23 protein-coding genes and 1 pseudogene are annotated in these 20,478 nt (G+C 68.9%); 4 read left to right on the top strand and 20 right to left on the bottom strand.

The genetic code is table 11. From position 1 onward, the window contains the following. Nucleotides 1-74: 74 nt before the first annotated feature. The 5 genes from der to GBB76_RS01840 form a co-directional block, all read right to left on the bottom strand. Nucleotides 75-1,418 carry a ribosome biogenesis GTPase Der gene (gene der, locus GBB76_RS01860; RefSeq protein ID WP_152301716.1) on the bottom strand — a complete coding sequence of 448 codons (1,344 nt, stop codon included), beginning with the start codon at nucleotides 1,416-1,418 and terminating at the stop codon, nucleotides 75-77. 28 nt (nucleotides 1,419-1,446) lie between these two features. After that, entirely contained in the window at nucleotides 1,447-1,740 is a 294-nt protein-coding gene (locus tag GBB76_RS01855; protein ID WP_152301715.1) for a hypothetical protein, read from the bottom strand. 11 nt (nucleotides 1,741-1,751) lie between these two features. After that, on the bottom strand, nucleotides 1,752-2,453 hold the full coding sequence (locus GBB76_RS01850; protein ID WP_152301714.1) for a tetratricopeptide repeat protein: 702 nt from the start codon (nucleotides 2,451-2,453) through the stop codon (nucleotides 1,752-1,754). A gap of 138 nt (nucleotides 2,454-2,591) precedes the next feature. Beyond that, nucleotides 2,592-3,413: a 3-methyl-2-oxobutanoate hydroxymethyltransferase gene (panB, locus tag GBB76_RS01845; protein ID WP_152301713.1), complete on the bottom strand. Its 822-nt coding sequence runs from the start codon at nucleotides 3,411-3,413 to the stop codon at nucleotides 2,592-2,594. A 53-nt stretch (nucleotides 3,414-3,466) separates the two neighbouring features. Further along, on the bottom strand, nucleotides 3,467-4,036 hold the full coding sequence (locus GBB76_RS01840; RefSeq protein WP_152301712.1) for an NnrU family protein: 570 nt from the start codon (nucleotides 4,034-4,036) through the stop codon (nucleotides 3,467-3,469). A 217-nt stretch (nucleotides 4,037-4,253) separates the two neighbouring features. On the opposite strand from GBB76_RS01840, the gene GBB76_RS18990 reads away from it, so the two are divergent. Then, the gene (locus tag GBB76_RS18990; protein WP_371717039.1) at nucleotides 4,254-5,030 is read left to right on the top strand and encodes a L,D-transpeptidase family protein; all 777 of its coding nucleotides are present in this window, start codon (nucleotides 4,254-4,256) and stop codon (nucleotides 5,028-5,030) included. Nucleotides 5,031-5,101: 71 nt separating this feature from the next. Further along, the gene (locus tag GBB76_RS01830) at nucleotides 5,102-6,301 is read left to right on the top strand and encodes a diguanylate cyclase (RefSeq protein WP_152301711.1); all 1,200 of its coding nucleotides are present in this window, start codon (nucleotides 5,102-5,104) and stop codon (nucleotides 6,299-6,301) included. Nucleotides 6,302-6,313: 12 nt separating this feature from the next. Here the strand turns inward: GBB76_RS01830 and GBB76_RS01825 are convergent, their stop codons facing one another. The 4 genes from GBB76_RS01825 to GBB76_RS01810 form a co-directional block, all read right to left on the bottom strand. Beyond that, on the bottom strand, nucleotides 6,314-7,921 hold the full coding sequence (locus tag GBB76_RS01825) for a peptide chain release factor 3 (RefSeq protein ID WP_152301710.1): 1,608 nt from the start codon (nucleotides 7,919-7,921) through the stop codon (nucleotides 6,314-6,316). 171 nt (nucleotides 7,922-8,092) lie between these two features. After that, complete coding sequence (locus tag GBB76_RS01820; RefSeq protein ID WP_152301709.1) at nucleotides 8,093-8,440, bottom strand: ArsC family reductase; 348 nt, start codon at nucleotides 8,438-8,440, stop codon at nucleotides 8,093-8,095. A 140-nt stretch (nucleotides 8,441-8,580) separates the two neighbouring features. Beyond that, a complete protein-coding gene (locus tag GBB76_RS01815; protein ID WP_152301708.1) occupies nucleotides 8,581-8,802 on the bottom strand; it encodes a YMGG-like glycine zipper-containing protein in 222 nt (73 codons plus the stop codon). A 118-nt stretch (nucleotides 8,803-8,920) separates the two neighbouring features. Beyond that, a complete protein-coding gene (locus GBB76_RS01810) occupies nucleotides 8,921-9,247 on the bottom strand; it encodes a YXWGXW repeat-containing protein (RefSeq protein WP_152301707.1) in 327 nt (108 codons plus the stop codon). 234 nt (nucleotides 9,248-9,481) lie between these two features. On the opposite strand from GBB76_RS01810, the gene GBB76_RS01805 reads away from it, so the two are divergent. Continuing rightward, nucleotides 9,482-10,303, top strand: coding sequence for a quinoprotein dehydrogenase-associated SoxYZ-like carrier (locus GBB76_RS01805; RefSeq protein WP_152301706.1), 822 nt, complete (start codon nucleotides 9,482-9,484; stop codon nucleotides 10,301-10,303). 99 nt (nucleotides 10,304-10,402) lie between these two features. Here GBB76_RS01805 and GBB76_RS01800 read toward each other — a convergent pair whose 3' ends face one another. The 9 genes and pseudogenes from GBB76_RS01800 to GBB76_RS01755 all read right to left on the bottom strand — a co-directional run bounded on the left by GBB76_RS01800 (nucleotide 10,403) and on the right by GBB76_RS01755 (nucleotide 17,798). Beyond that, nucleotides 10,403-10,858 carry a hypothetical protein gene (locus GBB76_RS01800; RefSeq protein ID WP_152304712.1) on the bottom strand — a complete coding sequence of 152 codons (456 nt, stop codon included), beginning with the start codon at nucleotides 10,856-10,858 and terminating at the stop codon, nucleotides 10,403-10,405. Between the two features lie 73 nt (nucleotides 10,859-10,931). After that, the gene (locus GBB76_RS01795; protein ID WP_246669003.1) at nucleotides 10,932-11,582 is read right to left on the bottom strand and encodes a hypothetical protein; all 651 of its coding nucleotides are present in this window, start codon (nucleotides 11,580-11,582) and stop codon (nucleotides 10,932-10,934) included. 70 nt (nucleotides 11,583-11,652) lie between these two features. Continuing rightward, nucleotides 11,653-12,795 (bottom strand): pyrroloquinoline quinone biosynthesis protein PqqE, encoded by a 1,143-nt coding sequence (gene pqqE / locus GBB76_RS01790; RefSeq protein WP_152301704.1) that lies wholly within the window; start codon nucleotides 12,793-12,795, stop codon nucleotides 11,653-11,655. Then, nucleotides 12,792-13,953, bottom strand: a pseudogene (gene pqqC / locus GBB76_RS18985) (pyrroloquinoline-quinone synthase PqqC). The gene pqqE and the pseudogene pqqC overlap by 4 nt, the downstream one beginning before the upstream one ends. Next, entirely contained in the window at nucleotides 13,914-14,852 is a 939-nt protein-coding gene (gene pqqB / locus GBB76_RS01775; RefSeq protein WP_152301701.1) for a pyrroloquinoline quinone biosynthesis protein PqqB, read from the bottom strand. Before pqqB ends, pqqC begins: the two are co-directional and overlap by 40 nt. A 37-nt stretch (nucleotides 14,853-14,889) precedes the next feature. Further along, complete coding sequence (gene pqqA, locus GBB76_RS01770) at nucleotides 14,890-14,967, bottom strand: pyrroloquinoline quinone precursor peptide PqqA (protein WP_144343266.1); 78 nt, start codon at nucleotides 14,965-14,967, stop codon at nucleotides 14,890-14,892. 206 nt (nucleotides 14,968-15,173) lie between these two features. After that, a complete protein-coding gene (locus GBB76_RS01765) occupies nucleotides 15,174-15,860 on the bottom strand; it encodes a response regulator transcription factor (RefSeq protein ID WP_152301700.1) in 687 nt (228 codons plus the stop codon). Then, nucleotides 15,857-17,440, bottom strand: coding sequence for a HAMP domain-containing sensor histidine kinase (locus GBB76_RS01760; protein WP_246669002.1), 1,584 nt, complete (start codon nucleotides 17,438-17,440; stop codon nucleotides 15,857-15,859). The genes GBB76_RS01765 and GBB76_RS01760 overlap by 4 nt, the downstream gene beginning before the upstream one ends. A 148-nt stretch (nucleotides 17,441-17,588) precedes the next feature. Continuing rightward, the gene (locus GBB76_RS01755) at nucleotides 17,589-17,798 is read right to left on the bottom strand and encodes a hypothetical protein (RefSeq protein ID WP_152301698.1); all 210 of its coding nucleotides are present in this window, start codon (nucleotides 17,796-17,798) and stop codon (nucleotides 17,589-17,591) included. A 500-nt stretch (nucleotides 17,799-18,298) separates the two neighbouring features. Between GBB76_RS01755 and fae the strand changes: the two genes are divergently transcribed. Further along, nucleotides 18,299-18,805, top strand: coding sequence for a formaldehyde-activating enzyme (fae, locus tag GBB76_RS01750; RefSeq protein ID WP_152301697.1), 507 nt, complete (start codon nucleotides 18,299-18,301; stop codon nucleotides 18,803-18,805). A gap of 193 nt (nucleotides 18,806-18,998) precedes the next feature. Here the strand turns inward: fae and GBB76_RS01745 are convergent, their stop codons facing one another. Together GBB76_RS01745 and GBB76_RS01740 are read right to left on the bottom strand one after the other, a co-directional pair. Next, nucleotides 18,999-19,730, bottom strand: a complete 732-nt coding sequence (locus GBB76_RS01745; protein ID WP_246669001.1) for an ABC transporter ATP-binding protein — start codon at nucleotides 19,728-19,730, stop codon at nucleotides 18,999-19,001. Continuing rightward, nucleotides 19,727-20,476, bottom strand: coding sequence for an ABC transporter permease (locus GBB76_RS01740; RefSeq protein ID WP_152301695.1), 750 nt, complete (start codon nucleotides 20,474-20,476; stop codon nucleotides 19,727-19,729). The genes GBB76_RS01745 and GBB76_RS01740 overlap by 4 nt, the downstream gene beginning before the upstream one ends. Between the last annotated feature and the right edge of the window lie 2 nt (nucleotides 20,477-20,478).

Here is a 20,478-nt window from a genome sequence, read left to right as displayed (position 1 = left end):
GCGGCGTTCGACGCCGCGCGGAGAGGGGCAAGACCTGTGGAACGGGCGGACAAGACCGCCCGCAGCCGGCGGGCCTACTCCTTCTCGGCGTAGGGGTTGTCCTTCTCGCGCAGCGTGAGCCTTATCGGCACGCCGGGAAGGTCGAAGCTGGTGCGCAGGCTGTTCACCAGATAGCGCACATAGCTTTCCGGCAGCGCGTCGGCGCGCGAGCAGAACAGCACGAAGCTCGGCGGGCGCGCCTTGGGCTGGGTGATGTAGCGCAGCTTGATGCGGCGGCCGGACACCGCCGGCGGCGGATGGTTCTCGGTCGTCTCGATGAGCCAGCGGTTGAGCGGGTTGGTCGACACCCGCCGGTTCCACACCTCATGCGCCTGCTGGATCGCCCGCACGAGACGGTCGAGACCCTCGCCGGTCAGGCCCGAGAGCAGCACCACCGGGGCACCCCTGAGCTGCGGCAGCCAGTGGTCGGCCTCCCCACGCATCTGGCTGACCATGCCCGGCTGGTCCTTGACCAGATCGGACTTGGACAGCGCCAGCACCACCGCCCGCCCCTCGCGCTCGGCGAGGTCGGCGATGCGCAGGTCCTGCTCTTCGAAGGGATGCGTGGCATCCATCAGCACCACGACCACTTCGGCGAAGCGGGCGGCGCGCAGGCCGTCGGCGACGGAGAGCTTCTCCAGCTTGTCGTCGATGCGGGCGCGCTTGCGCATGCCGGCGGTATCGAAGACGCGCAGCGCCACGCCGTGGCGCTCGATGTCGACGGCGATGGAATCGCGGGTGATGCCGGCCTCCGGGCCGGTCAGCAGGCGGTCCTCGCCGAGCAGGGCGTTGATCAGGGTGGACTTGCCGGCATTGGGGCGGCCGAGCACGGCGACGCGGATGCGCCTTCCGCCGGGGCCGTCCTCTTCCTCCTCGTCCTCTTCGTCCGGCACGACCACGGCCAGCGCGCGCACGAGGTCGGCCATGCCGTCGCCATGCTCGGCGGAGAGTTCCACCGGCTCGCCGAGGCCGAGCGCATAGGAATCGAGCGTGCCGCCTTCCGAGCCGCGCGCCTCGGCCTTGTTGGCGACGAGAATGGTGTGCTTGCCGGAACGGCGGGCGAGGTCCGCGAAGACGCGGTCGCTCGGCGTTATGCCGGCCTTGGCGTCGATCAGGAACAGCAGCACGTCGGCGTCGGCGATCGCGGCCTCGGTCTGGCCGCGCATGCGCCCTTCGAGCGTCTCGGACTTCGCCTCCTCCAGCCCCGCCGTGTCGATGACGCGGAAGGACAGGTGCCCGAGGCGCGCCTCGCCCTCGCGGCGGTCGCGGGTCACGCCGGGGCGGTCGTCGACAAGCGCGAGGCGCTTGCCCACCAGACGGTTGAACAGGGTCGACTTGCCGACATTGGGCCGGCCGACAATGGCGACGGTAATCGTCATCGGTAAAGGCGCCTCCGCGCCGGTGGCGTCACTGGCCGGAAGGGGCTGCGCCGGTCGTCGCGGGCTCCGCCGGGGCTGGCTCGGCAGGCGGGTAGCCATAGCTGGAATTAGCCGGCTGCGGCGGCGGCTGGTTGTAGTCGACGCCGGGAACGCCCTCGGGGAAGACCGGCGCGCGGGCGCCCGGCAGCAGCTTCTCGCGCTCGACAAAGGGGTTGATCGAATCGAGCGTCTCGCAGCCGGCGACCGCGAGGGTCAGCCCGAGCACCGGCGCAAGCAGCAGCGCCCGGCGCATCCGGCGGGAGAGCTTGGGGAGCCGGTGCATGGCGCGCCTCCTCACTGCACGGCCGGGGCGGCGGCGGGGGTCGCGGCGGGCGTCGGCGCCGGCATGGGCATCGAGGCTGCCGCCAGCGTGCGCAGCAGCTCGGCGCGGCGGCGCAGGCCGGGCGGGGTCTCGCCGTCGTTCAGGATCGCGGTGAAGCTGTCGGTGGCCGCCTTGTAGTCGCCGGCCTTGTACTGGGCGAGGCCGACGATCTCGCGCGCCGAGTGGCGGAAGGCGCCGGTCGGGGTGTCGAGCGGCTTGAGCCGGCTCTCGATGTCGGCGAGCGGGGCGGTGTCGACCAGCAGCAGGGCCGCGCGCACCTGGGCGACGTTCTGCATCAGCGGGCTGATCGCGGGATCCTTGGCGATCGCGTCATAGTCGGCGATGGCGGCGGCGCGGTCGGTCTTGGCAAGCTCGGTGGCGGCACGGAAGCGCGCCAGGACGCGGTAGCCCGGCGTGCCTTCCTTCTCGATCTGCTGGAAGGCGGCCTCGGCCTCGGTGGCCTTGCCGCCGACGGCGAGCTGCAGCGCGGTCTCGAACTGCGCGCCGGCGGCCTGATCCTGCTGGAGGCGCCACCATTCATAGCCGCGCCAGCCGGCGACGGCGATGACGACCAGCACGGCCAGGCCGATCAGATACGAACCGTAACGGGTCCACAGCCGGTTGAATCGCTCGCGACGCAGGTCCTCGTCGATCTCGTGGAAGATGTCAGCCATGTCGCGTCCGTCGAAAGCTCGTCAAAAGGCCCGTGCGCCGGTGGGCCGTACTGGAAAGGGCCGGGTAAACTAGCGATGCGGCCTCAACAAGGCAAATCGCGCCGGAACCCGCGCAACCTCGCCGGCCGGCTTGTCTTTTCAGGACTTCTTCGGGGCGTAGACGTGCTCGGGCCCGGGGAAGCTGCGCGCCCGCACCTCGCTGGCATAGGACTCGACCGCCGCCCCGATGGACGGGCCGATATCGGCGAACTTCTTCACGAATTTCGGCACCCGGTCGGACAGGCCGAGCATGTCCTCCAGCACCAGAATCTGCCCGTCGCAGGCGGGCGAGCCGCCGATGCCGATGGTCGGCGGCGCCACCTCCCGGGTGATCTGCCGGGCCAGCGGCTCGGAGATCGCCTCCAGCACGATGGAGAAGGCGCCGGCATCGGCGATGGAGCGGGCATCGTCGAGGATGAGCGCCGCGCTCGCCTCGTCGCGGCCAAGCGCCTTGAACGAGCCCAGCGTGTTGATCGCCTGCGGGGTCAGCCCGACATGGCCCATGACCGGCACGCCGCGGTCGGCGAGGAAGCGCACGGTCTCGGCCATGCGCCGCCCGCCTTCCAGCTTGATCGCGCCGGCGCCGGTTTCCTTCAGCACCCGCGCGGCGGTGGCGAAGGCCTGCTGCGGCGAGCCCTCATAGGAGCCGAAGGGCAGGTCCACCACCACCAGAGCCCGCGAGGAGCCGCGCATGACCGCCTGCCCCTGCAGGATCATCATGTCGACCGTCACCGGCACCGTCGTCTCCATGCCGTGCATCACCATGCCCAGCGAATCGCCCACCAGCATGAAGTCGACATGCGGGTCGATGAGGCGGGCCGTGTGGGCGTGGTAGGCGGTCAGCGAGACGATCGGATCGCCGCCCTTCTTCGCACGGATATCCGGTGCGGTCAGACGGCGCGCGGCGGACTGGACGGACATGTCTGGCGTGTTCCTCTTGCTCGTCGCGGCGCGCGCTTTTGCGGGCGCGCCGCTCAACCCATCACCGGCACCCCGACGATGTAGGGGTGGAACCAGAAGGTGAGGACGGCATAAAGCACGACACCCCCGACGACCGCAACGAGGTCGCCCGACCAGCCAGCAGGGGCCACCGGCAGCGGCGCGCCACGGCGCTTGGCGAGGATGCGCAGGGCCACGGCCCAGCCGAGAATGACCACCGCCAGCGTAACCGTCGCGGCGTCGCCATTGGCCAGCAGATGCGCCAGCGCCCAGATCTTGATGGCGACGAGGAAGGGAAATTTCAGCCACGCCTTGATGTGGCTCGGCACCAGCGCGGCGATTGCGGCGATGCAGGCGACCAGCATCAGCAGCAGCGCGAGATGGCGCAGCCCAACCGGCGGGATGTAGAGCTGGAGCGGGCCTTCCGCGCGCCACTGGCCGAAGCCGTAGGCGATGAGCGCCAGCCCGGCCACCGCCACGACGGCATGGAGGGTGCGATAGGTCGTCGTGCCCATGCCGGCGAAGGCGGCGGCGCCGGCCTTGCGGCGCGCGGCGACGACGTGGATGGCGACGAAGAGGGCGAGGCCCACCAGCATCAGGATCATTGAAGCGCTCCCGGATTGGATTCCGGCGCGACGCTAGATCGTTTCCAATCGAAGCGCCATCGGTCGTTCCGCGCGTCCGTAAGGGACCGGCGGACGCGCGGCGCGGGCCGGCCGGCGCCTTGCGATCATACGGTTGTGTAAACCATAGCCGGCATCGGCGCTCCACCGCGCCGCCTCCGCATGTCAGAATGCTGCCGCAATCTGGGGGAGAGCCGGCATGAAGTCCCTGTTCACTGTGCTCGCCATGGCCGCGTCGCTGCTGACGGCGCTTCCCGTCCATGCGGAAAGCCTCGCCCAGCCGGACGGCAGCGCCGCGCCGTCCCTCGCCAGGCCCGGCGCGACGATCCCCGGGCCGGAGGCGCAGGCGGCGACCCTGCCCGCCGGAGCGGCGCATGGCGTGCCCATGCAGCCGGCGGCCGTGCAGGCGGCAACGACGCCCGCCTCCGCATCGCCGTCGCCCTCCGACGCGACGCCGGCCACCGCAATCGCCACCCCCATTGCCACCCCGGCGATGCCGGCCGCCGCCCCTGCCATTCCCGTCGCCACTCCTGCGGCTGCCGTCGCCACCCCGGCCGCGAACGCGCCCGTCGCGTCGGTGACGCCGGCCGCGACGGCGCCGGAGCCGGTCGCCCCGCGCATCGTGGTGGCCCAGATCAACCTGTCGAAGCAGCGCATGGAGGTCATCGTCGACGGCCAGCCGCGCTATTCCTGGCCGGTCTCGACTGCCCGCAAGGGCTACCGGACCCCGACCGGAAGCTACGGGGTCCAGCGCATGCACCGGCGCTACTACTCGCGTAAATACGACAACGCGCCGATGCCCTACTCGATCTTCTTCAATGGCGGCTATGCCATCCACGGCACCACCGACATTCGCCGGCTCGGCCGCCCCGCCTCGCATGGCTGCGTGCGCCTCCACCCGAACAATGCGGCGGCGCTGTTCGCCCTGGTGAAGGAATATGGCAGCGCCAATACCCGGATCATCGTGACCCGCTGAGCGGAAAATCGTCCCGCGCGGGCGAGGTCGATCACGACGACGGATTGCATCGCGTCTCCCGTAAGGGCAGCATGCCCGCCGAACCCGCAACGGCCATTGCCATGCTGCTTGATTACGTCACTCTGCTGACGGCCGTCGGCATATCGGCAGCCTGCCTGTCGATCATGATCTTCATGGGCTGGCTGATGGCGCCCAAGGACGGCTATCTGCTGGCCTGCTCGGCCGGCGGCGCCGTTTCCGGCCTCGGGCTGCTGATCTACGGCTTCTATGTGGCGCACCCGGTGCCCCTGGCGGGCGTCGTTGCCTTCGCCATCATCATCGCCGGCCTCTCGCTGCTGGTGGGGGCCGGCTATCGCTTCCGGACCGACCGCTCGCCGCGCCCCCTGGTCATTCGCCTGACGCTGGCGAGCTGGGTGCTGGCGCTGCCGGCGCTGGCGGCGGGCTATACCGGCCTCGGCTTCGTCCCGATCAACCTCGCCGTCGGCGCGCTGCTGCTGCTCACGGCCGGCCAGTACTGGCAGGCCCGGCGAGAGGCGCCCTATGCCATCGCCAGCCTGTGCGGCCTGTATACCGCCATGGCGCTGTCCTTCCTCGCCTGCGCTGTCGAGCTTCTGAAGAGCGGGCAGCCCGTGCTCGATTCCGCCCCGCAGGGCTGGGCGGAAAACCTGTCGCTCCTCGTCATGATCGCCTGCATACCCGGCGTCGGCGCCGTGACGCTCACGCTCAATCAGGCGCGCATCGCCCGCCACCACCGGCTGGAGGCGATGACCGATGCGCTGACCGGCCTGCTCAACCGGCGCGCGCTGTTCGAAGCCGCCGCCAGCCTGGCGCTGGCGGAGGGGACCGCCGTGATCGTCTTCGACCTCGACCGCTTCAAGGCGATCAACGACCAGCACGGCCATGCCACCGGCGACAGGGTCATCATTCTCTTCGCCCGCGCCATGACGCATCACGCCCCGCAACCGGCGATCACGGCGCGGCTGGGCGGCGAGGAGTTCGCCGTGCTTCTGCCGGCGGCCTCGGCCAAGGAGGCGCTGGGCGCGGCCGAGCGGATCCGGCACCGCTTCCGGGAACTGACGGCGGAACTGGAGATCGCAGGGCTCGAGGCATCGGTCAGCGCCGGCATCGCCTTCATGAACGGCGCGGGCTTCGAGCAGGTACTGAACGACGCCGACAAGGCGCTCTACGCCGCCAAGAATGCCGGCCGCGACAGCGTGGTCATCGCCGACCCGCGGATCGCGTCGAGCCGCGCCAGCCTGCAGGCGCTCTAGCCGGCCCGCCGGTCACGCCGCCTTCTTCACGTCCTTCACATCGGTGAAGACGATGCCCGGCCAGCGGTCGCCGGTGTAGCCGATCATGAAGGCCGACGGGCTGAGAAAGACGAGATCGCCGTCGAGATCCTCCGCCGTCGAGAGCCTGTTGCCGGCGGCGAACTCCTCGACCCGCTTGGGGTCTTCCGACGACACCCAGCGGGCGAGCTGGAACTCCGACATGTCGAAGCCGACCTCCAGCCCGTACTCGGCCTCCAGCCGGTTCTTCAGCACGTCGAGCTGCAGCGGGCCGACCACGCCGACCAGCGCCGGCGAGCCGTCGGTGGGGCGGAACACCTGCACCACGCCCTCTTCCGCCATCTCCTGCAGCGCCTGCTTCAGCTTCTTGGCCTTCATCGCGTCGGGCAGCTTCACCCGGCGCAGGATTTCCGGCGCGAAGCTCGGCACGCCGACGAAGTTGATGTCCTCGCCCTCGGTGAGGGTGTCGCCGATGCGCAGATTGCCGTGATTGGGGATGCCCACCACGTCGCCGGCATAGGCTTCCTCGGCGAGCTGACGGTCCTGCGCGAAGAAGAATTGCGGCGTGGCGAGGCCCATCGGCTTGCCGGTGCGCACCAGCTTCGCCTTCATGCCGCGCTGGAGCTTGCCCGAGCACAGGCGCGCGAACGCGATGCGGTCGCGGTGGTTGGGGTCCATGTTCGCCTGGATCTTGAAGACGAAGGCCGTCATGCGCGGCTCTTCGGCCTCGACCCGGCGCTTGTCGGCCTGCTGGGCGCGCGGGGGCGGGGCGAAGCGGCCGAGCCCTTCGAGCAGGTCGCCGACGCCGAAATTGCGCAGCGCCGAGCCGAAATAGACCGGCGTGAGGTGCCCTTCGAGAAAGGCGGACAGCTCGAACGGGTTGCAGACCTCGCGCACGAGGCCGAGTTCCTCGGCGAGCGCCGCCTCGTCCAGCGTCACGTTGAGCGCGGCGATCTCGGCCATGCTCATCTGGCGCAGCGCGCCGGTCTTGCCCTCGTCGCCGTCGAGCAGCCGCATGCCGCCGGTGGCGATGTCCATGGTACCGACAAAGTCGCGCCCGCGCCCGACCGGCCAGGTCATCGGCGTGGTGTCGAGCGCCAGCGTCTTCTCGATCTCGTCGAGGATCTCGAACGGGTCGCGGCTCTCGCGGTCCATCTTGTTGATGAAGGTGATGATCGGAATGTCGCGCAGGCGGCACACTTCCAGCAGCTTGCGGGTGCGCGCCTCGATGCCCTTGGCGGCGTCGATCACCATCACCGCCGCGTCGACGGCGGTCAGCGTGCGGTAGGTGTCCTCCGAAAAGTCCTCATGGCCCGGCGTGTCCAGCAGGTTGAACACATGGCCGTCGAACTCGAAGGTCATCACCGAGGTGGCGACCGAAATGCCGCGCTCGCGCTCGATGGCCATCCAGTCCGAGCGCGTCGAGCGCCGGTCCTTCTTGGCGCGCACCTGGCCGGCGAGCTGGATCGCGCCGCCGAACAGCAGCAGCTTTTCGGTCAGCGTGGTCTTGCCCGCGTCCGGGTGCGAGATGATCGCGAAGGTGCGTCGGCGCGCGACTTCGAGCGCGATCGGCGAGGCGGCGGAATTGGAGAGCGCGTTCATGGTCCGGGATGTGGCAGGGAAGCCGCGCGGGATCAAGGGGTAGGGCTCGCTGCCCGTCCCTTTGCCGTCATCCCGGCCGAAGCGCAGCGAAGAGCCGGGATCGCGTGCAGAAGAAGCCGGGGCGCGATCCCGGATATTGCCTGCGGCAATTCCGGGATGACGGCTAAACGCTCAGCCGAACTGCTTCTCATAGGCTTCCGGCTTGAAGCCGACCAGCAGCGCGCCGTCGACATCCAGCACCGGGCGCTTGATGAGCGAGGGCTGCGCCTGCATCAGCGCCAGCGCCTTCGCCTCGTCGATATCCGCCCTGTCGGCGTCGTCGAGCTTGCGGAAGGTGGTGCCGGCGCGGTTGAGCAGGGTCTGCCAGCCGGCCTTGCCGGCCCACTCCTTCAGATGGCCGGCGTCGATGCCCGACGCCTTGTAGTCGTGGAAGGCGTAGGCGATGCCGTGCCCGTCGAGCCAGGCGCGGGCCTTCTTCATCGTGTCGCAGTTCTTGATGCCGTAGATCGTGACGCTCACGCCCGTCCCCGTCCTGCAATGGCCGCCGCGCCGGGCGGACAGCGAAAGGCCGCGCCCGTTTCCGGAGCGCGGCCTCGTCGGTCTCAACGCAATGCGTCGGTCGCGATCACTTGGCAGCAGCGATCACTTGGCAGCAGCGATCACTTGGCGGTCGCGGCACCGATGGCGCCGCCGGCCACCGCGCCGATGCCCGCGCCCCAGGCCGCGCCCGTGCCGCCGCCAGCGATGCCGCCGATGACGGCGCCCGTGCCGGCGCCGATGAGCGCGCCCGTACCCACGCGGCGTTCGGTGGTGGTGCAGCCCGCCGCGACGAGAGCGACGATGGCGACGGCGGAAAGCTTGATGGCGATGGACTTGGACATAGGAGACCCCCGGTTGGATTCGCAGTCAGATTAACTCTGGTGCTCCAAGCCTACAATCGCACCGCGGCGGGTTCGTTGAGAAGAATCATCCCCTGCCCGCTACCGCCGCCAAGCTCCCTCAGCGCCAGCTGCGCACCCAGCGGCCCGGCTCGTAGATCCACTGGCCCCGGCGGAGAACCCAGCGCGGGCCGACGAACTCGAAGCCGCGCCGGTTCTCTTCCCAGTGCCCCGGCGTCCAGATCCAGCCGCTGCGCGCTTTCCATGCCCAGTGGCCGGGCACCCAGGTATAGCCCCGGCGCGGCGCGGGGCGCGGCTCGCGGCGCGGCGTCGGCGGGCGGCTGGTCGGGATGGACTGGGCCTGCGCATCCGATACCGCCGCAGCGCCGAGCGGAGCGGCAATGAGTGCGGCGGCGAGGGCCTGGAACAGCGAGCGGCGGGAAAGCATGAGCGGCTACGTCCTGATTTCGCATCGGCGCCGGACAGGGCGACGCCACGGCGCGAACATCGCACCGGCGAGGCCCGCGCGGAAGCGGCAAGGCACGGCAAAGTGAACGGAACGGCACCGGCAGCGACCGACCGACGCGCTCGCGTGTTCGTGCCTGCAATTCCACGCCACAAGGGCGTATGATGCAGGTAACCGCCGGACGATGAACGATCCGACGGGCCCCGGGAGATCGCCATGCATCGCCGAATCCGCCTGATTCTTGCCGTCGCCCTGTTCTCCGCCCTCGCCGTCAGCGCGGCCGCGGCGCAGGAGCCCGGCGCCGACGCCAGCTGGAAGTCGCTCAAGCCGGACGTGTTCGGCGAGCGCCCTATCGAGGAAGCGAGCCCGCTCGTGCACCTCACCGCGCCCAAGCGGGCGGAAGATGCCGCCATGGTGCCGATCGAGGTCGAGGTGATGCTGCCCGCCGGCGATCCGCGCACGATCAGCAAGCTCACCGTCATCGTCGACGAGAACCCCGCGCCGGTCGCCGCCACCTTCACCTTCGGGGGCGAGCGCCGCGACGTCGCGCTCGGCACCCGGCTGCGGGTCAATTCCTACTCCTATGTGCGCGTTATTGCCGAAACCAGCGATGGCGGCCTGCACATGGCCGAGAGCTATGTGAAAGCCTCCGGCGGCTGCTCGGCGCCGGCGATGAAGGATGAGGAGACGGCGCTGAAGAATCTCGGCCAGCTGAAGCTGAAATCCGTCAGCGCCGACGGCCTGAGCGATGCCAGCAAGGCGAGCCGGGTGTCGCAGCTCCAGCTCATGATCCGCCATCCGAACTATTCCGGCCTGCAGATGGACCCGCTGACGCGCACCTATATTCCCGCCCAGTTCGTCGACAACATCAAGGTCATGCAGGGCGACGCGCTGGTCTTCTCGATGGAGGGCGGCATCTCGCTGAGCGAGGACCCGGCGATCCGCGTCTCCTACGAGCCCACGGGGCGGGAAATCCATGTCGATGCCGGCGACACGGACGGGCGCAAGTTCGAGGGCGAACTAAAGCCGGCAGGCTGAGCCCCGTCACCGTCATCCCGGACGCGCGCCAGCGCGCTCCGGGGTCGCGGCGCTCAAGGCGCGGCCCCGCCGCCGCCCGTCTTCACGGGCAAACCGGCCTCAGTAGAAGCAGGTGACTTCCGCTTCCGCCTGCGCCCGGCGCAGGTCGGCCACGATGTCGCGGAAGATGCCGGCCGAGCGGAACAGCTCGGACTGATGGCCGGCGACCTGTCCGACGCTGAGGATGGTCTCGGCCTCGACATAGCGTTCATAGGGCAGGATGGTCGCGATGGTGTCGATCGAGCAGGAGCACTTTTCCAGCGCCGGCCGGGTCTGGCCGTTCGCCGCCATGCAGCCGAACACGTAGTCGGCGCGCGCCACCGTCGGATAGTCGTTGATCAGCCCGGCCGCCGGCCCGGAGGTCGCAGGCCGGGAGACGCCGGGAGTGACGCCCGGCGCGAGGCCGACGCTGAGGCCCGAGCTTGTCGTCGCGCCGGCCTCCTGCGCCACCGCGCCCCCAGCCCCCAGCGCAAGCGCGACGAGCGTCGCCGACGCGAACCGCGCCGGCGTGCCCATCAGCTTGACCCCTCGAACGCGCCTTCCGTTCCGCATGGCGTTCTTCCACATGGCGTCTCTCCCGGTCGCCCGTCTACTTCGCCGTCGGCGTGCTGGTCGCACCGGTGAAGGCGAGGCGGGTCTCGATGATGTTGGACGAGCCGTCCGCCTTGGGCGTGACGACGTCGATGGAATAAAGGCCGCCCGGCACCGCGTCCGAGAACAGGAACTCGTAGCGGCGCCCGGCCAGCTCGAGCAGCTTGTCCTTGTTCGGGTCCTGGATGAAGGGCGTGAAGCTGAGCTTCCAGCCCTCCACTTCCTTGCCGTCATAGGTGAAGCGCGCCGGTTCGACCTTGCCGGTGCCGAGATTCTCGCGCACGCGGTTGCGCAGGTAGAAGGGGCTGCCCTTGGTGAGCTGCGCCATCTCCTTCACGTCGCGTTCAAGCAGAATCAGCGCGATCGGGTTGCCGTTCAGCGTGGGAAAGGGCCCCGCCTCGCCTTCCCGGTCGCCGCGATGGATGGCGACGTCGGCGACACGCTTGGTAGGATCGTCCGCCGGGGCCGTCACCGCCATCGCCAGCGTCTCGTCGAAGCTCTCGCCAAGCTTGGCCTCGGCGGCGACGTGCTTGTAGCTGTAGTTCAGCGTCGTGCCGGGGGCGACCTTCGCCAGATACGGCGTCTCGAAAAAGAGTTGCCCCGCCGTCGGCGTGGCGGGCGGCGCCGCCAGCGCAGCACCGGCGGCCATCAGGCAGGCCGCAGCGAAAAGCGGGCCGGCAAATCTCTTCGCCCTACGCAACATGAATGGCACTCCCGGATCAGCTGGTACGGTCCGGCGCCGCATAGCGCCGGTAATCATAATCCTCGCTGCCCGTCGCGTCGGCCTCGGCCAGCGCCAGCAGATGGGCATGCAGGGGCGATTTGTGGCAGGCGGGGTCTGTGGCGGCCGCGTCGCCGGCAATGGCCATCGCCTGGCAGCGGCAGCCGCCCCAGTCGAGTTCCTTGCGCTCGCAGCTCCGGCACAGATCCGGCATCCAGTCGGTGCCGCGAAACGCGTTGAAGGCCGGCGAGTTCAGCCACACATCGCTGAGCGAATGTTCGCGCACGTTCCAGAAATCGAGGCTGGGAATGGTTTCGGCGGCGTGGCAGGGCAGCACCTTGCCGGACGGCGTGACGTTGAGCGACTGGCGGCCCCAGCCATTCATGCAGGGCTTGGGGTACTTCGCGTAATAGTCCGGCACCACCGCGTCGATGGTCAGCTGGCCCTTGAGCCGCGCGCGCGCCTCCTCCACCACGTCGAGCGCCCAGAACACCTGATCGCGGGTCGGCATCAGCGCACCGCGGTTGCGCAGCGCCCAGCCGTAATATTGCGAATGGGCGATCTCGATGCGCTTGGCGCCGAGGTCGAGCGCCAGATCGATGAAGGCGGGGATCTGGTGGATGTTGGCCCGGTGCACCACCGAATTGACGGTGAGCGGCAGGCCGAGCCGGCGCACCTCGCGCGCCACGGCGAGCTTGCGCTCATGGGCGCCGCGATAGTTCGACACCTTGTCGGTGATCTCGGGCGTCGCGCCCTGGAAGGACAGCTGCACATGGTCGACGCCGGCATCCGAGATGGACTGCAGGCGCTCGGGCGTCACGCCGACGCCGGCGGTGATCAGGTTGGTGTAGAGCCCGACCTCGACGCAATGGCGGATCATCACCTCCAGATCGCGCCGGGCGGTCGGCTCGCCGCCGGAAAGGTGGACCTGCAGCACGCCGAGCTTGGCGGCCTCGGAGAACACGCGCAGCCAGGTCTCGGTATCGAGCTCGACATTGCGGCGGTCGAGATCGACCGGGTTCGAGCAATAGGGGCATTGCAGCGGGCAGCGATGGGTCAGCTCCGCGAGCATGCCATAGGGCGCGGGCGGCGCCGGGCGCACCGGCGCCTCGGCGTGCGTGGCGGGGGCGATAACATTCATGACGCTGCATCTCCGATGCTCGGCACGGCCAGCTCGATCATGCCCTTCTCGACCAGACCGGCGAGGAAGGAATCGACATCGCCCGCCACCCGCTCGCGCTCCACGCTGAAGGTGCTCGCCAGCTCGTCGACGATGGTGTCGATGGAGCGCGCGCCGTCCACCTTCTTCAGGATCTCGACGGCGACCGGATCGGGATTGAGCACGCGCTCGGGCGCCAGCAGCACCCACTGGCCGCGCGCCTCGTCGTTGCGCAGGCGCACGCCGCGCGCAAGCTTGGGAACGCCGGTCGCGGCAAGAATGGCGGTCATCACGTCTCTCTTTCCATCGGCGCCGTCCGGCTCCGCCGACGCCCCCGGGCGACCGTGCCGGCCGCCCGGGGTGCCGGACATCTCATTCCTTCGGGACGAACTTGCCCGGATAGGCCATCTTCGGGTCGACATAGGCGAAATAAAGCGCGTCGAGCTGCACCCAGAGCACGTCGCACTTGAATTCGAGCGCACGGATCGCGGCGGCCTGCTGGGCCGGGGTGCGGGCGTGCTCCTTCACATAGGCGAGCGCGAAATCGGCATCGCGCGGCGCTTCGGTGAGGCGGTTCTGGAAATAGGCCAGCGTCTCCTTGGAGACGAAATCGTAGTTCTTCAGCATGCCGGCGACACGCTCGCCGATGATGCCGGGCGAGAACATCTCCGTGAGCGAGGAGGCGATCGCCTCCAGCAGGCTCTTCTCGCGGACGAAATGCACATAGGCGTCCACCGCGAAGCGGGTGGCGGGCAGCAGCCCTTCCAGCGAGGTGACGTAATGGCGGTCGAGGCCGAGCCCGTCGGTGAGCTTCAGCCAGCGGGCGATGCCGCCCTCCCCTTCATGGTTGCCGTCATGGTCGACGATGCGCTGGCGCCACACGCGGCGCAGCTCCGGCTCCTCCATGCGGGCGAGGATGGCGGAATCCTTCACCGGGATCATCGCCTGATAATAGTAGCGGTTGAGCGCCCAAGCCTGCACCTGGCCGAAGCTGAGCTCACCGTTGTGCAGAAGCTTATGGAAGGGGTGCAGGCTGTGATAGCGCCGTGCACCGACGTCACGCAGGCGCGCTTCCAGTTCTTCCGGCGAAAGAAGCGTAGTCATAAGGCAATCTCCATCCCGTCTTGAGCGATTTCCCATCCGGCTTTATTCGCCGTTATCCGCTCTTCGGAGCCATCAACGAGCACCGGATTGGTGTTATTGATGTGGACATAGATTTTACGGCCGACCTTGACCTTTCGCAAAGCTTCTATCGATCCGCCTTCGCCGGACATCGACATGTGGCCCATGCGCGCGCCGGTCTTGGTTCCGACGCCGGCACGGACCATCTCGTCGTCGCGCCAGAGCGTGCCGTCGAACAGCACGACGTCGGCGCCTTCCAGGCGCTCGCGCAGCGCGTCGGTCATCGCCGCGCAGCCGGGGATGTAGAGCACCCGCCGCCCGCCGGCCGAGAGTTCGACGCCGATGGTCTGCTCGCCCTCGATATCGGTGACGAGGCGCCCCTTCTCGGCCTCCTCGCGCGCTTCGAGATAGAGCGCGATCTTGCCGGGTACGGGGAAGATGGTCGCGCTGACGCCCTCGACCAGTTCGAAGGAGGCGCCAAGCTCGACCGGCCGGCGCTCCACCACGCCTTCCGCCAGCACGTCGAAGGCGCTGCTGGTCCGCAGCACCTCATGCACGGCGGGCGTCGCCAGCAACGAGAAGGGCTGTGCCTCGCGCAGGCTGAGAAGCCCTGCGACATGGTCGATGTCGGCATTGGTCAGGAGCACGGCCGACACCGGGGAATGCCGGAGCCCCGCCTGCGGGTGCAGCGCGGGCACGGCCTGAATCTGCGACAGGACTTCCGGAGCGCAGTTCACCAGCGCCCAATGGACGCCATCGGCGCTCACGGCGACCGATGCCTGGGTGCGGCGACGCACCCTCGGGTCGCCGGCCCAGGCAAGGGAACAGACCGCGCAGCGGCAGTTCCATTGCGGGAATCCGCCGCCAGCGGCCGATCCCAGGACGACAAGCCTTAAGCGGGGCGGGAACGTGAGCATCGGCAAACCGATATCGCGACACCCCGCCCCTTAAGGCTCAGAAATCCGCCGGATAGTAGGCGTTGACTTCCATGCCGACGCAGACTTCGACGATACGCGGAGTGGTCCAGGCCATTTCTTCCTCCTCGGTATTTCAACCTCTTTATACTTCATAAGAAGATCATAAGAGATTGCGTTGATTTGCGGTGATTAGAACCGCAAAAGCAATGTGATGATCATTCGTTCATTCGTCAAGAAAGACGCACCACAATTAAACAGGTACACATAATACCACATGAAAGGCCATCAAGCCTTTCTGTCGCTGCGGCACGCGCGCCTCGTTCACGCTGACGGAACTTCAAGCATGAAGCCGCGCCCGCGCACCGTCACGATCAGTTGACCGCCATCCGGCAGGGCTTCGGCCAGCTTGTGGCGGAGATAGCCGACATAGACGTCGACCACGTTGAGCGAGGCGCCGCCATGGCCCGCCCACAGCGCCGCGAAGATGTCGGCCCGCGACAACGGTTCCCCGGTATGGCGCATGAGCAGCGCCAGCAGTTCCACCTCGCGCTCGGTGAGCCGCACGCGCGTACCGCCGAGCTGCGCCTGACGGGTGTCGAGATCGAGGCTGAGCGCGCCCACTTCGAGCGCGCGCGGCTCGCTTTCGCCGTTGCGGCGCAGGGCCTGCACCTTCACCCGCGCCAGCAGTTCCTCGAAGGCGAAGGGCTTGACGATATAGTCGTCCGCCCCGGCCATCAGCCCCTCGGTGCGCTCGTTCACGCTGGAGCGTGCGGACAGCATGATGATCGGCGCGGTCTGGCCACCCGCGCGCATCGCCTTGCACACCTCGATGCCGGAGCGGCCGGGCAGCATGACATCGAGGATGATGGCCTCCCACGCCTTGCCATTGGCCGCGCGCAGCGCCTGCTCGCCATCGCCCACAAGCTCGACCTGGTAGGCCTCGGACGAGAAGCCGCGCCGCAGCAGCGAGCCGATGTCGGGATCGTCCTCGACGATCAGAATGTTCATTGGGCTGCCTCCAGCGTTGTGTCCGGCACCGGGACCGGAAGGCGCACGCTCACGCAGGTGCCGCCCCTGCCCTCGCTGCCGCCCGTGCCGCTTTCGATTTCTATGCGACCACCATGGCGGTCGACGATCCATTTCGCCAGCGCCAGCCCGATGCCGAACCCGGTGCCCTCGCGCGCGCCGGCGGTGCCGCGCCAGAACCGCTCGAACACGTGCGGCAGTTCGTCGGCGGCGATGCCGGTGCCACGGTCGCGCACCTTGATCACCACATCCCCCCCTTCGCGGCGGGCTTCGAGGAACACCGTCTCGCCGGGCGGCGAATGCCGCACCGCATTGGCGACGAGGCCGTCGAAGGTCTGGCGCAGCCAGTCGCGGTCGGCATCGACGGCGAGGTCGTCCGGCGCGCAGCGCGCTTCCAAAGCGAGGCCGCCGGCACGGGCGACCGGCAACATGCTCTCGCGCACGTCGGCCAGCAGGTCGGCGACGAGGAAGGGTGAGCGGTCGAGTTCGATCTGCCCGCTCTCGGAACGGGCGATGCGGAGCAGGTCCTCGACGCGCCGGTGCAGACGCCGCGCCCGCGACTGGATCACCAGCAGCGCCGCGCGCAGATCCTCCTCGCGGGGATTGGCCGGGCGCAGCGTGATCTCCACCTCGCCGAGGATCACGGTCAGCGGCGTGCGCAGTTCATGGCTCACATCGGTGAAGAAGCGCCGTCGCGCGAGGTCGACATCCTCCAGCCGCCGGTTGGCGGCGCGCAGCTCGGCGGTGCGGGCATCGACCGTCTCGCGCAGATGGCGCTGGGCCGACACCAGCCGCTCCTCGCGGCGGGCGAGATGGGCGGCCATGCGGTTGAACCGCGCCATGGCGAGGCTGAGTTCGTCGTGCCCGGTCACCTTGACGCGGGTATCGGAGCGCCCGCGCGCGATGTCGGCGGCGGCGGCGGCGACGTCGGCCACGCGGTTGACCAGCGAACGGCCAAGCCGGTGATAGAGAAACACGGCCACGATGCAGGCGAACGCGACGCCGATCAGCCCCCAGCGTATGGTGCGCTCGCGCAGCTCGCGCACCGAGGCCTGCGCCTCATGGGCCGTGGTGCGCTCCTCTTCCATCGCCTGGCTCAGCGGGCTGCCGAAGCCGGCGGCGAAGACATCGAGCACCACGCGGACATTCATGCCGGGATCGGGACGGAGGAGCGCCGCCTGGACCTGGCGGTCGAGCACCTCGAACTGTGCCCGGAGACGCGCGAGCGTGCGGCTGCGCGCCGCCATCAGCGTGCGCTGCTCCTCGTCCTGAAACCGCTGAACGTCGTCGCCGAGCGTTTTCTCGAAGCGGTCGAACGCCGCAAGCGCCGCCGCGCGCGCGGACACCAGCGCTTCCCGCGTGCGCTCGCCCGGCTGCTGCGCGGTCTGAAGCGAGGTGAGCGCGTAGTCGCCCATGCGCCCCGAAATCGCCGATAGCAGTTCGAGACGGTTCTGCGCCGACACCAGACGGTCAAGCTGCGTGTTCGCCGCGCCGAGCGCGAACACCAGCAGCACCGTCGAAGCCACCGTCACCAGCACGGCGACGGACAGCAGAAGTGCCATGCGCGCCCTGAGCGACGAGAACAAGCCACGCCCCATGGCGTCTCACCGATCTACGCCACCCGGACTGGGATGGCGCGGCGATGATCCCACGGACGGCGCGCGCGCGCACGCTGCGGCGCAGCAGAAACCGGACGCCCGGCGGGACGCCTCAGATGTCGCGGCCGGCCACGCCGGGAGCGGAGCAGCGCCACTTCGTGACCTTCCACTTGGGATGGGTCTCGCTCCACTCGGCGATCCGCACCGGCGCATCCATCATGCACTGGAAAGGCGCCGGCGGCCGTTCGAAGCCGACGGAAACGGGCTCCTCGCGGCAGGTGCCGGGGCTCGCAATGAGGCAGATCGAGAGAATAAGCTCCATGAATAGTCCTCGAGGCGTGGTTGAAGACGTCGCCCGAGCATTTCCTCCGTCAGGCCAAGGATGGCGGCATACACCGCCCGCGGCAGTTGCACCAACCCGGCCTACGCCTCAACGCAGCAAGAACCACGCCACCGTTATCCACACCAAAATACCGTCCCGGTATCCGGTGAGCGGCACGCACTGTGCCCTCGCCGCGCGCGGCACCGGCTGCGCAGCCGGTCTGCCGAAGTTTTAACCATGGCGCCGCGCTTCGCAACAGTTCACCCCGTTCACGATCTTCGGCGAGAAAGCATGGGGCAAGCGGATGCCGCCGCGTCACACGCCTGAAGAATCCCTTGCGGATAAAGAGGAAGCGGGCCTAGTCTCACGCCCGTAACGTGTCTGGTCGCGCTATCGGGCCAACCGGTTTGGTGTTCCAAACGCTGCAACAAAGATAGCCGGGACATCTCTGGAGGGCATACCCGGCCCTCCGTCATGCAACCCCGTTCTGGGAGGAATAGATGGCCAAGATCAATAAGGTACTCATCGGCGAGTCGCTGGTGGGCGATGGCAACGAAGTCGCGCATATCGACCTCATCATCGGGCCGCGCGGCTCGGCGGCGGAGAGCGCCTTCGTCAACGCGCTGACGAACAACAAGGACGGCTTCACCTCGCTGCTCGCGGTGGTGACCCCGAACCTGCTCGCCAAGCCGAACACCATCCTGTTCAACAAGGTGACGATCAAGGACGCCCGTCAGGCCGTCCAGATGTTCGGCCCCGCCCAGTACGCCGTCGCCAAGGCTGTCGTCGACAGCGTGGCCGAGGGCGTGATCCCCGAGGAAGAAGCCGACGACCTGTTCATCTCGGTCGGCGTGTTCATCCACTGGGAAGCGGCGGACGACGCCAAGATCCAGCAGTTCAACTACCAGGCGACCAAGGAAGCCCTGAAGCGCGCCGTCGACGGCTCGCCTTCGATCAAGGAAGTACTTGCTCAGGCCGCCTCGGCCAAGCACCCCTTCGCCGCTTAGATCGGAAGCAACCCTGGGCAGACAACAGCTCCGCCCGCGGCCCAATATCCGAAGGGCCTGCTCCAGCGGTTGGCGGCGATATTCCTGAACAAGTGACGGCACACCCGCCGTCGCTTGGCGCTACGGAGAAGGCGGCAAACCGCCTTTCTCAAGCCAATGCCCCCCGGCCCGGAACCTCTGGTTCCGGGCCTTTTTATTGGCCGGAGCCGTCGGCGCTGATCTTCCGGCGCAGTTCCTCGATGCGGGCCGGGTCGGCCCGTTCCTCGGGCGACAGGCGCACCGGCAGGTCGCGGACGATGCGGGCGGGCGTGCCGTCCAGAACGACGATCCGGCTCGCCAGTTCCACCGCCTCGGCGCTGTCATGGGTGACGAACAGCACCGTGGCGGCCCGCTGCGCCAGCAGCCGGCGCAGCAGCACACGCAGGCGCGCCGCGCCCGCCTCGTCCAGCGAGACGAAGGGCTCGTCCATCAGCAGCACGTCCGGCTCGATGACGAAGGCGCGCGCCAGCGCCACGCGGCGCTGCTGGCCGAGCGACAGCCGCTCGGGATAGGCATCGGCGAGTTCCGCCAGCCCCACCTCGCCCAGCATGGCGAGCGCCCGGCGTCGGCTCTCCTCGCCGGGCGGCAGCACCAGCGCGATATTCTCCAGCACCGTCCGCCAGGGCAGCAGGCGCGGATTCTGGAAGGCGTAGGCGATGCGAGGGCGTCCCGTTTCCGCCGGAAAGCGCACCGCGCCGCGAAAGCCGCGGTCGAGGTCGGCGACGATGTTGAGCAGCGTCGTCTTGCCGAGGCCCGAGGCGCCGAGCAGCACGAGGAACTCGCCCGCCGCGACGTCGAGGCGGAAGTCGCGGAAGATCTCGCGTGCCGGGGCGCCGGCCTGTGCCGGGTAGATCTTCCCGGCGATATCGAGAACCAGCGCGCTCATCGCCGCCACCGGCTAGCGCGCCGCTCCCAGGGTTGCAGCAGGCCGACCTCGATGAACTGCACCACGGCGGTAAAGGCCAGCGCATAGGCGAGGATGGTGGCGACGTCGAACAACTGGAACGCCGTCTGCAACTCGAAGCCGACGCCATTGGAACGGCCGAGCAGTTCGACCACCAGCACGATCTTCCAGGTCAGCGCGAGGCCGGAGCGCGCACTCGCGGCGAAGAACGGCACGAGTTGCGGCAGCACCACATGGCGCAATGTGCCCAGCGGTCCCAGCCGGTAGACGCGCGCCATCTCGTCGAGGTCGCGCGACAGCGCGGCGGCGCCCTCGCGCATGGTGACGGCGACATTGGGGATCTTATTGATCGATACCGCCGTGATCGCCGCCGCCTCGGTGAGGCCGAACCAGACGTAGCAGAGGATGATGACCACCAGCGCCGGCAGGTTCAGCAGCACGATGACCCACGGGCCGAACACCTCGTTCAGCGCCAGCGAGCGCCCCAGCACGATGCCGATGGCCGAGCCGACCACCATGGCGATGAGAAAACTGGCCGCGACCCGGCCGAGCGTGATGGCGATGCTCGACGGCAGAACGCCCGTCTGCGTCGCGCGCATGCCCGCCTCGACCACGGCGGCGGGATCGGGAAGCAGAGGCGAGGCCGCCCACCACGCGGCCACCTGCCAGACGAGAAGCAGCGCGGCCAGCGAAAGCCCGGTCAGCAGCAGGCGGGCGAGCGTCGACACGC

Origin of the sequence: Ancylobacter sp. TS-1 (assembly GCF_009223885.1) — a bacterium.
Lineage (GTDB): Bacteria > Pseudomonadota > Alphaproteobacteria > Rhizobiales > Xanthobacteraceae > Ancylobacter.
The sequence above is the reverse complement of the archived record's forward strand: the minus strand, read 5'-3'. Positions and strand labels throughout refer to the sequence as shown.